This is a genomic window from Bacillus paralicheniformis (assembly GCF_001042485.2).
Classification (GTDB): domain Bacteria; phylum Bacillota; class Bacilli; order Bacillales; family Bacillaceae; genus Bacillus; species Bacillus paralicheniformis.
Map to the genome: position 1 here is coordinate 375272 of NZ_LBMN02000035.1, position 14579 is coordinate 389850.

Annotated in this window: 12 protein-coding genes; 1 reads left to right on the forward strand and 11 read right to left on the reverse strand. The window is 40.8% G+C overall.

All coding sequences use genetic code 11. The features are described 5' to 3' along the window. Positions 1-476 precede the first annotated feature (476 nt). The 10 genes from manR to ACH97_RS18755 form a co-directional block, all read right to left on the reverse strand. Positions 477-2420 carry a mannose transport/utilization transcriptional regulator ManR gene (gene manR, locus ACH97_RS18710; protein WP_039072749.1) on the reverse strand — a complete coding sequence of 648 codons (1944 nt, stop codon included), beginning with the start codon at positions 2418-2420 and terminating at the stop codon, positions 477-479. A gap of 272 nt (positions 2421-2692) precedes the next feature. Continuing rightward, entirely contained in the window at positions 2693-3349 is a 657-nt protein-coding gene (locus ACH97_RS18715; RefSeq protein WP_023857535.1) for an ABC-2 transporter permease, read from the reverse strand. Beyond that, on the reverse strand, positions 3333-4211 hold the full coding sequence (locus ACH97_RS18720; protein ID WP_035338678.1) for an ABC transporter ATP-binding protein: 879 nt from the start codon (positions 4209-4211) through the stop codon (positions 3333-3335). The genes ACH97_RS18715 and ACH97_RS18720 overlap by 17 nt, the downstream gene beginning before the upstream one ends. 2 nt (positions 4212-4213) lie before the next feature. Then, complete coding sequence (locus ACH97_RS18725; protein ID WP_020451666.1) at positions 4214-4588, reverse strand: GntR family transcriptional regulator; 375 nt, start codon at positions 4586-4588, stop codon at positions 4214-4216. A 288-nt stretch (positions 4589-4876) separates the two neighbouring features. Next, positions 4877-5749, reverse strand: a complete 873-nt coding sequence (locus tag ACH97_RS18730; RefSeq protein WP_373926113.1) for an SDR family oxidoreductase — start codon at positions 5747-5749, stop codon at positions 4877-4879. Positions 5750-5765: 16 nt separating this feature from the next. After that, positions 5766-6836, reverse strand: coding sequence for a mannonate dehydratase (gene uxuA / locus ACH97_RS18735; RefSeq protein WP_035338683.1), 1071 nt, complete (start codon positions 6834-6836; stop codon positions 5766-5768). A 244-nt stretch (positions 6837-7080) separates the two neighbouring features. Beyond that, positions 7081-9489 (reverse strand): glycoside hydrolase family 31 protein, encoded by a 2409-nt coding sequence (locus ACH97_RS18740; RefSeq protein ID WP_048350225.1) that lies wholly within the window; start codon positions 9487-9489, stop codon positions 7081-7083. Between the two features lie 19 nt (positions 9490-9508). Then, positions 9509-10804, reverse strand: a complete 1296-nt coding sequence (locus tag ACH97_RS18745; RefSeq protein WP_048350226.1) for a TRAP transporter large permease — start codon at positions 10802-10804, stop codon at positions 9509-9511. A 38-nt stretch (positions 10805-10842) separates the two neighbouring features. Next, complete coding sequence (locus ACH97_RS18750) at positions 10843-11358, reverse strand: TRAP transporter small permease (protein ID WP_023857529.1); 516 nt, start codon at positions 11356-11358, stop codon at positions 10843-10845. Positions 11359-11412: 54 nt separating this feature from the next. Continuing rightward, positions 11413-12417, reverse strand: a complete 1005-nt coding sequence (locus tag ACH97_RS18755; protein ID WP_025810020.1) for a TRAP transporter substrate-binding protein — start codon at positions 12415-12417, stop codon at positions 11413-11415. A gap of 466 nt (positions 12418-12883) precedes the next feature. Between ACH97_RS18755 and ACH97_RS18760 the strand changes: the two genes are divergently transcribed. Continuing rightward, the gene (locus ACH97_RS18760; RefSeq protein ID WP_050820881.1) at positions 12884-13894 is read left to right on the forward strand and encodes a LacI family DNA-binding transcriptional regulator; all 1011 of its coding nucleotides are present in this window, start codon (positions 12884-12886) and stop codon (positions 13892-13894) included. A gap of 255 nt (positions 13895-14149) precedes the next feature. On the opposite strand, the gene arsC is transcribed toward ACH97_RS18760, so the two are convergent. Next, positions 14150-14569 (reverse strand): arsenate reductase (thioredoxin), encoded by a 420-nt coding sequence (gene arsC, locus ACH97_RS18765; RefSeq protein WP_020451674.1) that lies wholly within the window; start codon positions 14567-14569, stop codon positions 14150-14152. Positions 14570-14579 lie beyond the last annotated feature (10 nt).

Here is a 14579-nt window from a genome sequence, read left to right on the forward strand (position 1 = left end):
AGTTAAAATTCTTAAATTGTAGGAACGTTATTGATACTCTCTTCATAAAGAGGTAACTATACGGATGCGGAAATGAGAGGCAGCCCCATTGTAACTGGAAAAGATGCTGGAAAGTTTCTCAAGAAGTACTACGTAAGAACAGAAAAGTTGAAGCCCGGAGAGCCCAAATAAAACAGTTAAATCAAAAAACATCCGCAGCAATTTAACAAAAAACATAGAATCGCATTGAAGATGTTAAGCGAAAATGAAGTTCTTCCCTCTAACTAAAAACAAAGTTGATACTTTAATAAAGCCTTTCTCCAAAGAATATATTTTAATTACACATTGAAAAATCTAATTTTATGGACAACATAACCCTTTGTTGTTGGGCTTGCAATAAAAAAAGAATAGGATAAAGCAGAACTGCTCACCTATCCCATTCTGTTGTCTGTATATCGATCTTTTCTTGAATGTTGATGAAGGTCAGAACCCCGCCTTTAATAATCCAAATAAGATAAAAATTTCATCACATTTGTTTCTTTCGTCAGCTTTTGGATGAAAGCCGGCTGCTCGCTTAAGCTGGACAGCTCTTGAAACAATTGTTTTGTCATGTTTTGATCCTCGTGTTTGACAGCCAGCATAAAGACGAGCGATACTTTTTCAGAGCCCCAGTCAAGCGGCTCTTTTAATGTGGCGATCGCAATGGCTGATTGTTTAATCAATTTGGCGTTCGCGTGAGGAATGGCGATGCCCGCTCCGATGTTTGTCGCCGACATTTTTTCTCTCATGACTGCCTGTACAGCATATTCTTTTTCTACATAGCCTTTCTCGTATAAAGCCATCGCCAGCTGTTCAATCAGCTTGTAGCGGTGTTCTGATTCTTGCTGCAGGAAGACGAGGAAAGGAGTCGTGTCATTCAGCACTTTAAACGTTTTTTGTATTTGCCGGGACGATTCACCGAGCTGATCCATAAAAGCGCTGAGCTTTTTCTCATCGGCCGACTCGAGCAGCGGAGATACAACGATATGGGGAATTGATAAATCCTCCAGGCTGACCGTTGATATGACAAGATCGATATCTTCATGTCGTGCAGTATAGTCCGCCAAATCAGCTTTTGCGATGCAGTCCATCACGGCAATTTGGTAGAATTTCCGTTCAATTTTTGTCCGCAGCAGTTGTGACATCCCGATGCCCATATGACAGACAATGATCGCTTTTTTATGCTTGTCTTTTCCATAGCTGAAGCGCTCGATCGCCGCTTGGAAATGCAATGTCAGATAGGCGGCTTCTTCCTCGGGAATTGAAAGTGAAAACGTTTGGTTGATGTCTTCAAGAACATCAATGACAATATGAAACAGATATGGGTACATTTTTTTGATATCGTTGAGCATCGGATTTGATACGGAAAGGTCATAGCTCAGCCGGTTTAAAACGGTATTAAGGTGAATTTTCAATCCGTTAATCAAAACCCGGTCCTCGCGGAAATCCATCATTTTCAACTCTGAGACACGCCGGATTAAATATTCGACAACCTTTGGAAGCAAAGGGTTTTCCAGTCCGTTCTCCCCTTCTTTCCCAAATGGATAACGAACTTTGCCGCCTAATATATGCAATGTTAAATAGACGGCCTCTTCTTCAGGAAAGCGGATCGCAAAAACAGCTTCCAGCCGTTTTAAACAAGCAAACGTCCACTGAAATTCTTTTTTCTTTTTGACTGCATCTATTTCTTCCGGAGAAATGGTAATCGGCTGTTTCATTTTGATGCGGCGAATCATCAGCAGTGTATGCAACAGTAAATTTTCGAACGTTTCATCAGTGAAATATAAAGAATGTCGCTTTTGCAATGATCTGATTTCGCTTTTAACAAATTCCACTTCATGGCTTAAAAATTGGCTTTTAATAAATCGGCTTGTAAACTCCGGGTTATCAATCAACTCCGAGATGCGCGCCAGCGCTTTTCTCTTATTTTTTTCACTTCCTTCGATCTTTAAACCGAGGCGCTGCTTGGACACAAGAGTGAGGCCAAACCGCTGGAGCCAAACTTCGATTTGATTCAAATCCCTTTTAATGGAAGACTTATTCAAGAAGTGCTCGGCAGCCATTTCTTTTGCAGAAACCGGCTTTGGATTCATTAATAACTGATAAGCGATTTGCAGCATCCTTTCTTCATCGGATTGCTGCTGTGCGGCGTGATGTTCGGTATATAACTGCCGGCTTAAACGGACCCTTTCATGATCTTCAATATTCAAATAAACGCCCAGTCCCGGTTTGCGAATCAATTGAGCATCAGAGTGCTGATTGAGATAATCTTCAATCGTTTTTAGATCATTTCTGATCGTTTTTTCAGAACACTTTACCCTGTCTGCGAAATCTTGTACGACTAAATAGTCTTCAGGTTCAGATAACAACAGATTCAGAATGTCTTTTTGCCTTGTATTCATATCTCTCTCACCTGTTTTTCTATCCTTCCCTAAAAAGAAATGATAGTATAAGTATACTACAAACGTAACCGTTTACATTATACAGTGAAATAAAAGGGTCAAAAGTTTCGTTTTTTACCGAAACTTCCGGAAAAAATGCTTTTATCAACACGGAAATTTTTCTTTTATAGGAATTTTTTATAATAGATGATAGTGGGAGGAAAGTAAAACAGCCGTACGGTTCTAAGCAACGAAAAAAGGATCAGCGAAAGCTCCTCCCGCTGATCCTTAAACTAAAATTCTCTTTTATTATAAAAGCTGAGCGATATCGCATATGAAACAGAAATCATCACGAGCAGTACGCCAACTAAAAGGATGAATGTGCCCGCATTTGACATTTCACTCAGAAAAGCCGTTAATTTTTGGCTTAGTGCAAGGTTTTCCCCCGCATTTATAAATTTAAAAAAGGCCGTCCCTCCAAATATAATGACGAAAAATATGATGATATTGGCCATTTTGGACTTCAAATAGCCATACTTAAAAATCAGAGGAAATGAGATCGAGCTAAATAATGTGACAGCCACAACAGCACCCATGACGCCTGAAAGTGTCAATGGGAAATCAAGCGGCAAGTGCAGCATATGTCCGATTGCATTGATCAAAGAATAGAAGAGAATGGCATAAGCCGCATAGACATAAACCGATACATATTTTGATAAGACGATGATGTTTCTTTTAATGGGCAAGCTGATCAGGATTTTATCACTGTTGTTTTTGTCTTCTAAGGAGCTTGCGCCTAATGCCAGCTGATATGTGACAGCCAAAACCGCCACTGTATATCCGACGAGCTCAAGCTGTGACAATGTAAAAGTAAAAAATATCATCAATAACAGCGATAGTTTCATTGCTCTTTTCTGCATTAAAATATCCTTTTTAATAAGATGATACATGTTGATCACTCCTGCCGGTTGAAAATACCAAAATATCCTCCAAAGTCGGTTTTTCGATCATGACCGAATCCCCGAAATGCTGAACGACTCCCCGCTTATCTTTGGAGAGCGCTTCGAAGCCATAGCTGTTTTTCTTAATGCCGATTAAGGCGTCTTCGTTTCCTTTATGCAGCGTATCGAGGTCTCCTTTTACAATGCAGTACTCCTCCAACAGCTCATCCTTTGTTTTGCTCAGCACGAGCCGGCCGTTATGAATGAAAGTGATATAGTCCGCTACTTTTTCTAAATCAGAGGTAATATGCGTCGAAAAGAAAATCGACTTGTTTTCATCCTGCAGCAATGTTTGCAGCACGTCGAGGAGCTCCGATCTGACAAGAGGATCGAGTCCTGATGTCGGTTCATCCATGATCAATAATTCGGCATGATGGGAAAGCGCGACCGCCAGTGAGAATTTCATCTTCATTCCTTTTGACAAGTTTTTGATCTGCCTGTTTAAAGGGAGCTGGAAGTCTTTTGCGTACCGCTGAAAAACAGCCTCATCCCACTTTTTGTAAAACGGTCTGATGATTCCTTTCATTTCGTTCGGTGTCAGTTCTTCGTAAAAATGATTTTCATCGTATACAAAGCCGATCCTCTGCTTGATTTCGATATTGTGCTTTTCATTGTCGAGACCGAAAATGCTGATGTCTCCTTCGTCTTTTTTGATCAGGTTCATGATCAGCTTGATGGTCGTGCTTTTTCCGGCTCCGTTCGGGCCGATAAAGCCCATAATATATCCTTTTTCAAGCGAGAAGTTGATGTTTTTTAAAGAGAAATCTTGATAATGTTTTGATACATTTTTTAATTCCAGTATGCTGGTCATTTTTACCACTCCTCATAAACCAGTTTGAGCATCTCTTGAAGTTCCTCGTATGTAAAGCCGATTTGTTTCGCTTCAGTGACGGCTTCTGCTATGTGTTCTTCGATCAATTTGACTTTTGTTTCTCGAAGCACGTCTTTGTTGATCGCTGCGACATACGAGCCCTTTCCCGCGACTGTGACGATAAACCCTTCTCTCTCCAGTTCGTCATAGGCTCTTTTTGTTGTAATTACGCTGATTTTAAGCTCTTTGGCCAGGTTTCTGATCGATGGGAGCGCCTCTGACTCCGAGAGTTCTCCCTTGACGATTTGATCTTTTAATTGGTTGACGATCTGCAAATAAATCGGTTCATCCGATGAATTTGAAATGATGATATTCAATGCATGACATCCCTCTATTCGTTATAACTGTATATATACAATATAAACAGTTATAGTACTGTTGTCAAACCATCACAAAACAATGCATATTATTTTCGATGGTTTTGTATTACGTAGCAGCAGAAAACCTCCTGTTTCCTGCATGGCAGATCATACAAAAATGTTGTTTATCTTCTTGCCTGTAAAAAGGAAAAATTGAATTAATAAATCCCAATTTCTCAATGTGGCACAGAGAAATTGGGATTTTTTCAGTGTTGAAAATCAGCTTTTTGGAGCAAATCCTCTTAGTTATACTCCAGAATAGGCGGAGAATCCTCCATCGACCGGTATGATGGTTCCAGTGACAAATCGCGAGGCTTTATCGCTTACCAACCATAATAACGTTCCGATTAGATCTTCCGGAACCCCAAATCTATCCAACGGCGTCTGGTTGATAATTTTTTGTGCTCGCTCCGTATATGTTCCGTCTTCATTGAGCAATAGGCTCCTATTTTGGGCGGTAAGAAAAAAGCCTGGGGCAATGGCATTGACACGAATTCCGACTTTTGACATATGCACAGCAAGCCATTGGGTAAAGTTACTGACGGCCGCTTTTGCACCGCTGTAGGCGGGAATTTTCGTCAGCGGCGTATAGGCGTTCATGGATGAGATGTTAACGATCACATTTCCGTCGTGATCAGCCATGTCTTTTGCAAATACTTGAGTGGTTAACAGTGTGCCAAGAAAGTTTACATCAAATACAGACCTTACACCCTCTATTTCTAAATCAAAAAACGTAGTCAATTCTTTAGTATTCAAGTCCTTTTTATAAAAATATTCTTTATCTGTTGTTCCCTTTGGATGGTTGCCGCCTGCACCGTTAATTAGGATATTGCATCTGCCGAATGTTCTGTTAATGAGTTGTTTCGCTTGTTCAAGGCTTTGTTTATCAAGGACGTTTGCTGTAACGGCAAGTGCTTCGCCTCCGTTTTCTTGGATCTCTTTCGCTACTCTGTCTGCCGATTCAGCTCTTCGGCTGACTACTGCTACTTTTGCACCGCATTGAGCTATTGCTTTAGCGAAACAGCTGCATAAAATGCCGCCTCCACCTGTCACTACAGCCACCTTATCTTTCAAGTTGACATGAAAAGGAATCTGCACATTCATCCCTCGTCTCTGCATTTTAGTTAGTGCTTGTTCATTTATTGCATTCAAAGGCTATCCGCTTCTTTTCTTTCGTCAATGTTTCCCACATTCCATTTAAATACACTGCACCCAGCGCACGGTCATATAAACCATAACCCGGTTTACCGGCCTCTCCCCAAATCATTCTTCCATGATCCGGTCTGGCTGGTCCGGCAAAATCTATATCTCTTAATGCTCTTACGATTTCATACATATCTAAAGAACCGTCTTCTGAACGGTGGGAGGATTCTTGAAATGACTTTTCTCCAATGATCTTAATGTTTCTCAGGTGCACAAAGTTGACTTTTCCTTTTTTTCCGAAATAACGAATCAATTCCGGAATATCATTTGTTGAATTCACACCCAGTGACCCGCTGCATAAACACAAACCGTTAAAGGAGCTGTCATAGAGATTAATCAATCGCTCCAAATTCTCTTTGTTCGTTATGATTCGAGGCAGTCCAAAGATAGGCCATGGCGGATCATCCGGGTGAATCGCCATTTTGACTTGTTCATTTTCTGCCGCCGGTATAACCGCTTTAATAAAATACGAAAGATTTTCCCATAAATCCTCTTCCGTAATGTGCTGATATTGTTGAAAAAGATTCTTTAGCTGTCCATCTTCATAGCTTGTGTCCCAACCGGGAAGTTTTAGTTCACCATGTAATGGATTCATTTGTCTAACTTTTTCTTCTTCATAAATTAATGCTGTAGAACCGTCTTCTAGTGCATAGTCTAAAGAAGAACGAGTCCAGTCAAATACAGGCATGAAATTGTAACAAACGATTTTAACTCCCGCTTTTGCCAAGTTGCGTATCGTCGTTTTATAGTTTTCAATATATTGATCTCTTGTCGGAAGACCTAATTTAATATCTTCATGGACAGGTACACTTTCAATGACACTTAACGATAGACCATGATTTTCAATTTTTTCTTTTAACTCTACAATTTTCTCATAAGGCCATGCTTCCCCTACAGGAATATCATAAATGGCCGAAACAATTCCAGTAACGCCGGGAATTTGGCGAATATACTCTAATGTGACCGGGTCGCTGTCTCCATACCATCGAAACGTCATTTGCATGGTTCTCCCATCCTCTTCCCTCTTATTATTTAACATTCGATATCATCATTTCGCATGACAATAACAATATATTGGAGCGGTTTTTTTCAAAAGAATTTGCCGATTAGTATCCGCTTACATAAATTTTCATGATCATGATTCATGTGTCGTGCTAGATGACAAAATTCAGCTGGCCGGGATGTAACCGCGGACAAAGATTCTTGCTCGATTAATGGAAACATCATCATCATGTGGCCTTAATCTTTTAATCATACGGCAAACTGTAAGAAAACGCTCCGTTATTGCTTTCCAGCTCTGTGCCATTTACGATCAGTTTTCTCTTTTCTCCATTTGGTACGTGAAAAGTGAGTTGATCATACGATAACTCGTATGTTCCTTCCTTTTGTATTGAAAGATTGATCCCGTCTTCTGTTGTCTCCATATCGACATGTATAAAGGCAAATGTACGAGTATATTCATTTGTTAACCCATCATCTTCATACAAACGATAAGTCGATTTTCCTTTTCCTTTGAATGGGAATAACAAAAATCCTCTTTCATCTTGGTTCTTTGTTTGGAATGTCACTTCCGCATCATTTACCGGAACGATCGCTCCCGCTTTCGCTAATAGCGGAGTATAATGTAATGGTGCCGGCAGAACGACTGTCTTCCCTCCTTCATACCATGTTCCCGTATGGAAATCATACCAGCCTTTTCCATGGTTCGGTAAATATACCTCCCGCTCCGTCATTCCTTTTTCGACGACAGATGCAACCAGCAAAGATTCACCAAGTATAAATTCATCGTTCTCTTCAAATGTTTTCTCATCATGTTCAAAATCATAAAATGTCGGTCGAATGATCGGCTGATAATGTTCGTGCGCATCATATAGCGCGGTGTAAATGTAAGGGATGATCTTATGTCTAAACTTAATGAGTTCACGGATTTCATCGATTGTTTCAGGAAACATCCATGGTTCATTAACTGTCCCGTCATCGTTCCACGAATGAATGGTAAATCTCGGATGCATGATGCCGTTTTGAATCCATCTTACGAATAGCTCCGGTTCAGGGGCCGGTCCTGAAAATCCGCCGACATCATGGCCGAAATTGTAAATGCCTGATAAACTTAGACCGATGCCTGTTTTAATGTTAAATTTTAATGTTTTCCAGCTTGTTCGGTTGTCACCGGTCCAAGTTTGTGCATAACGGTGCATGCCGGGACATCCGGATCTTGAGATCAGGTACGGGCGTAATTCCGGGTTGTATTCTAGCTGAGCTTCGAAAGACGCTTTCATCATCAAAAGCGGATGAAGCGCGCGGATCAGTTCAAACTCCACTTCTTTGCCGAAGCCGTGACACTTGGCGTTTTGACTCCATATTTCAAACTCGTTATTATCGTTCCAAGTTGAATCAATTCCGTATTCCAACAGCTTTTCTGTTATTTGAGCCTTCCACCAGTCGAACGTTTGGCGCTTCGTGAAGTCTAAATAAGCTCCGATATCATCCCAAAATTGGGCCATTTCCGGTTTTTGTGTTTCTCCGTTTACAATGAACATGTCTTTTTCTTGTAGTTCATCAAAGTACGGATGATCCTTTAGCAAACACGGTTTAATGTTGGCGCATAAACGGACGTCCTTCTCATGGAAGTGTTGCACCATCTCTTTTGGAGCAGGGATTTTGCTCTCATCCCAGTTAAAGACATAACGTTTGTCACCGATAGATGTGTATCCTGACGATAATTGAAACGAATCGCATAACATATCATGTTCTTCACAAAGACGAACGAAGTTTTTTAATTGTTCCTGTGCATTTGGCGCATCGGTATAGCTCATCGTAGAGCCTGAATAGCCCAGGCTCCATTTTGGCGGCAAGATCGTTTTGCCTGTCAGCCAAGAGAATGTTTCGACTACATCTTTTATTTTCGGACCGGCTATGAAGTAGTAGTCTAAATCCCCCTTTTCAGCCTGATAATAGCGGTACAGTCCATGATAGTTATCAAGCTCTGAACCCATATCAAAAATGGAAGCTGATAGATTATCATAGAACATTCCATAGGAGATGCCTGTTTTCTTATGACGTGTAATATAGAATGGGATATGTTTGTATAGCGGATCTGACCACTCTGCGTCGTACCCCATCGCATCGATATTTAACATCCGGTAGCGTTTCCCGTGTTTATCGACGTTTCCCGTTTTCTCGCCAAATCCAAAATATTGTTCCTGGACATCGCGTTGTAAATAATGGTATACGTCCTTTCCAAAAGCCCCTTCAAAATTATACCCTTGTGTTTGCCGATCGTTTGCAACATTGATCCATTCAGAACCATTGTGATAAAACCAGCTGATTCTAAAGCCGTTCAATTGAACATGAAGCTTGACCTTACCGGTTTTCACGATAAAAACATCTTTGACTTGCTGGAATTCGTATTGAGGCAATGTAAATCCGCTCATGTCTAAACGATGGCGTCCCTCCCATGGCACATCGATCTGTCCAGGCGCGACACTCCACGTTTTTTCAAGCGTTAACGCTTCTCCCTCAGTCAGTAAAATCCGAATTACATCTTCTTCAAGAATGAATATTTTCGCATGTGCATGACCGTCATTTAAATGAAAATGCAGCACATTTTTCTCTTCTTTCATAAATGTAAACATGTAGGTTTCTTTAATTGACATTAAATAGACGCCTCCTGTCTTAAAGTCCAAATAATTGAGGCAGCATTAAGCTGATTTGTGGAATGTAGGTAACAATTAAAAGGACGATCATGATCGCAGCATAAAATGGCAGAATCGGTTTAACCACTCGGTCAATATCAACTTTACCTATGCTGCAGCCCACAAACAGAGCACTTCCCACAGGAGGAGTGATATTGCCGATACAAAGGTTAAATACAATCATAATTCCAAAATGCACGGGATCCATGCCAAAGCTTTGAACAATTGGCAGAAAGATTGGAGTGAAAATTAATACAGCCGGAGTGATGTCCATAAATGTACCGATTATTAATAAGATGATATTCATCAACAGCAAGATCAAAATTGGGTTATCTGTAATCCCTAGAATTCCATTGCTGATTGCCGTCGGTATGCCTGTAAACGCCATGACCAATGAGAGCATCGTTGATGTCCCAACCAAAAACATAATAACGGCTGTGATTTCTACCGTTTCCAGCAGCATTTGGGGGAGCTGTTTCCATTTCAATGTCCTATAAAAGTGCGATAACAATAAGGAATAAGCCACCGCTATTGCCGCTCCTTCAGTTGCTGTAAAAACACCGGCGATAATACCCCCGATTACGATTACAATGAGCAACAGGCTTGGAATCGCATCGAGCAGCACTTTAAAACCTTGACTAATCGTAATTTTTGGCGCAACAGGGTACTTTTTCTTTTTTGCAATCATACAGGCGACAACCATCGTAGCCAGCCCCCACAAGATTCCGGGCAAATAGCCCGCCATAAATAAAGCGGCTACAGATGTTCCGCCGCTGACTAATGAGAAAATGATCAAAAGACCGCTAGGCGGAATAAGCAAACCAGTTGGTGCAGAAGCAATATTTACTGCGGCAGAGTAAGTCCGGTCATATCCTTCTTTTTCTTGCAGCGGCGACATGACCCCGCCGATTGCCGCCGCCGCAGCTACAGACGAACCGGAAATGGAACCGAATAACATGTTTCCGACAACATTTGTATGGGCCAGAGAACCGGGCAGCCTGCCGCTGATCAATTTTGCGAAGTTAATGAGCCGCATTGCAATACCGCCATTATTCATAATAATGCCTGATAAAATGAAGAACGGTACCGCTAATAAAGCAAAGCTGTCGATTCCAGTGACCATTTTTTGCGCCGAAGTGAAAATGGCAACATCAAAAGGAAAAATGGTAAGCATTGTTACAATGGATGCCGCCGCAATACTTACAGAAATCGGAACGCCGAGAAACAACAATATGAAGAATACTGCCGATAAAATGAGACCTGCTGCTATGGCCATATCATTTCACCTCTTTTTTAGTTTTCAAAAAGCCTCAGTCACATCTTTGCTGCTTTTTTTACATCATCACCTGACTTTTGTTTTGAATTGAATTCATGTAAAGATTCATATAAACCGGCCAAGTTGTATCCAATGATGAGTATGCCTGCAACAGGAAGTGATAGATAAACAAATCCCACCGGTATCCCTAATGCTGCTGAAGATTGCTCCATTGTGGTGATCACTGCTTTCGAACCTCCTAAGACCAACACAATCAGAGCAAAAGCAATCAAAAGAATCTGAATGAAAGTATGAACGAAAACAGCTGCTTTTATTGGAAGTTTTCGAACGATAAATTCAATCGCCAAGTGCTTTTTTTTCCAAAATGCATAGGCACCGCCCAACATAGAGATCCATATCAGTGAATAGCGTAAAAATTCTTCTGAAAACGTACTGGGAGAATTTAGTACATATCGCGTAAATACTTGCCATATCGCAACCAAAACCATGATGGCCATTAGTGTGCAAGTCAAACATTCAATCGCTTTATTCACTGCTTTTTTTAAAGCTAGCATATACATCCCCCCTTATCGAAACATATTCGAGTCCCTCATTCATCCAGAGTCATTTTACTTTTTTAGCTTTCGCACAATTTTCCTATAGTATTTTCCGATCAATTCTTTTTTGGCAAACTCATCATGAAGCGGGCTTACCGCTTCCCGGAATGGAGTCTTGTCTGGTTTGTGGAACTTCACTCCCATTTCCTTTGCCTTCTTAACCGCATTTTCAGTTTCTTCAGCCCAAACGATTTTGTGATACTCAGTAGATTCTTTCGCCGCTTCGATCACCGCATGCTGCTGCTCTTCGCTTAATTGATCCTTTTTGTCCAAATTCATGATTAAAATATCCGGAACGATCGCATGTTCTGAGTATGAATATTCTTTTGCCACTTCCCCGTGATTGCTGCTTGTTAAAGCCATTTCGTTGTTTTCGGTGCCATCGATTACACTTGACTGCAATGCTGTATACACTTCTCCATAAGCCATTGGAGTAGGTGCTCCACCCATGAGTTCCACCATTCGAATCGCTGTAGCACTCGGCTGCACCCGAATTTTTAAACCTTTAAGGTCATTTGGGTGCATAATCGGTTTGTTCTTTGTGTAAAAGTTCCGTGAACCGGCATCATAGTAGGTTAATCCAATAAAACCTATGTTTTTCGTTGTATCATACATTTCTTTTGCAATATCACTGTCCATGGCTTCATAGAAATGATGTTTGCTGTCAAATAAATAAGGCAGGCTGAAGATGGAGTAGACCTCTGAAAAACTTTCTAAAGCGCTCGCACTTACTTTAGCCAGATCGACAGCCCCGGTTTGTGTCAATTCAATCACTTCACGCTCTGAACCGAGCTGAGCATTTGGATACAATTGTACTTTAACGGTGCCATTGGTTTTCTTTTCTACGTCTTTTGAAAATTTGAGTAAAGACTTGTGGATGGGGTGCTCCTCATTATGGTTGTGAGCAAGCCGTAACGTTACGGTTTTATCGGCGCCTATTACATCGCTGCTTTTACATCCCGTAAGCATCCCAAAGATTAAAGCGCATACAAAAAACACGGATAGCATTTTTCTCATGAACTACCCTCCTTGAATCTCATGACCGTTGCTTTCTAAGCAATGATTGATTGCGATTCATGATTTCTTTCATCGTCATATTTTTTTGATAGCGTTTACAATTTCGCTCAAATAGTGAACGAATAAGTAAAATTTTTGCATTGTATGTTTCGGTTTATCCCCTGAATACCGTTTCCGATGATGTTCAGTAACAATTTGTGTAATATTTTAGTGGTGCAAGACATTAGATGATCGTCTTTCTCACACTTCCCCTCCTTTACGATAAGTTTAACAACGTTGTTAAAAATAAACGTTGCTTCATCATCCGAAAAACTCCTTTAACAACGTTGTTATTTTATTTGGAAGATGTATATGATTGTTATTTTATGATGTATCATTTATAATAACAACGTTGTTATTTATTATCATAAAATTATTTTCGAAAATTTGCAATATTATATTTTTAAGGATTTTTTGGAGGTCCAAAATGACTGTAACAATTAAAGACATCGCCCACGCTTCCGGAGTAAGCTATTCAACAGTCTCAAAGGCTTTAAGAAACAGCCCTCTTGTAAAACCGGATACAAAGAAAAAGGTCTTGCAAGTTGCCGAACAATTAGGGTATACTCCGAATTTTGCAGCGAGAAGCTTGGCATCTAAAAAAAGTCAAACGATCGGTCTTGTCTGGCCTACAATTGAAAGAATCGCTTTATCGGCACTTGTTACAAAAATAAATGAAGTGGTCGAAAAGAACAGCTATTCAATGATTTTATCCGTTAACAGAGCTAAAGAGGCAGTGGAATTGTTCAAGAGTTTTCGCGTGGATGGGATCATGATTTTTGAAGAAGGCGGCGAAACTCAGCTCAGTGATGATACTGGATTAACAATTCCTATCTTATCTTACGGAGTGTCAGGTGAACATACACATCCTATTATCGATGTCAATCATAAAAAAGCAATTTACAAAGCCGTTGCGTATCTGTATCAACTTGGCCACAAAAACATTAGCTACGTCGGAGACCTTTCCCCTGCCGATAAGCGTCAGATTGAAAAAAGCAAAGGGTTTGAAGAGGTTATGATGGAAGCCGGTTTAAAGTTAAGTCGAAACAGTATTTTAAATACTAATGGGTTAAGCTGGTATAACGGTTACACCGCTGCGAAAAAACTGTTACAACAAACCTCAAAACCTACAGCTATTATTAGCGGAAGCTACGATATCAGTGTAGGGATTTTACGAGCCGTAAAGGAACAACAGCTCAGCATACCCGAAGACCTATCTTTAATTTCTTATGATAATATTCCTCAAATGGCAAGCCTTGAAACCCCGCTGACGAGCGTAGGGGTTCCAATCGATCAATTGGCTCACAAAATGGTCGATTCTCTGCTGTCTCTTATTCGTGAGCCGGGCTCAATACCATTAACTCAAAAAATGGACCCTGAATTAAATGTCAGAATGTCATGCACTTCTCCAGCAGTTTTAGGTAAAGAAAACAATTAACATTTAAAACGAGTCTTTCAGGTCATCTTTTCTTATTAAAGTGAAAAATCCCCGGCCTGGGGATTTTTTAGTGTTTGCCGGGAATCCCTTGGTACTCATTCAGCCTCTGGCAATGGATCTTACAGAATTTCTCGGTAAATTGATTTTTGAATTTTTACATGAACGGCCGCATGCCTTTTGGTACGTTCTTTCTTTATCAAAAATAGATGTTTCTAAAAAATACAAAGCTCAGGTAACAATACCTGAGCTTTGTATTTATTCGCCTGTCTCCGCAAAACGCTTGACCCGCTCTCCAATTTCATCGCGTACACGCTGAAAGAATGCCCATTTTTCTTCTTCTGTCCCTTCTGCTTTGGCGGGATCGTCAAAACCCCAATGCTCGCGCTGGACGTGCGGCGGTGTCATCGGGCATTTATCAGCCGCGTCCCCGCACAGCGTAATGACGAGGTCTGCGTTGTGTAAGATATCGGGATCAATGATATCGGACGTCTGCTCAGAAATATCGATGCCTGCTTCTCGCATGGCTTTGACCGCGTTCGGGTTTAAACCGTGCGCTTCAATCCCTGCACTGTAGACGTTCCACTCGTCTCCGAGGTGTTTCTTCGCCCAGCCCTCAGCCATTTGGCTGCGGCAAGAGTTGCCTGTGCACAAAAAATAGATGGTCTTTTTTGACATTTGTCGTCGT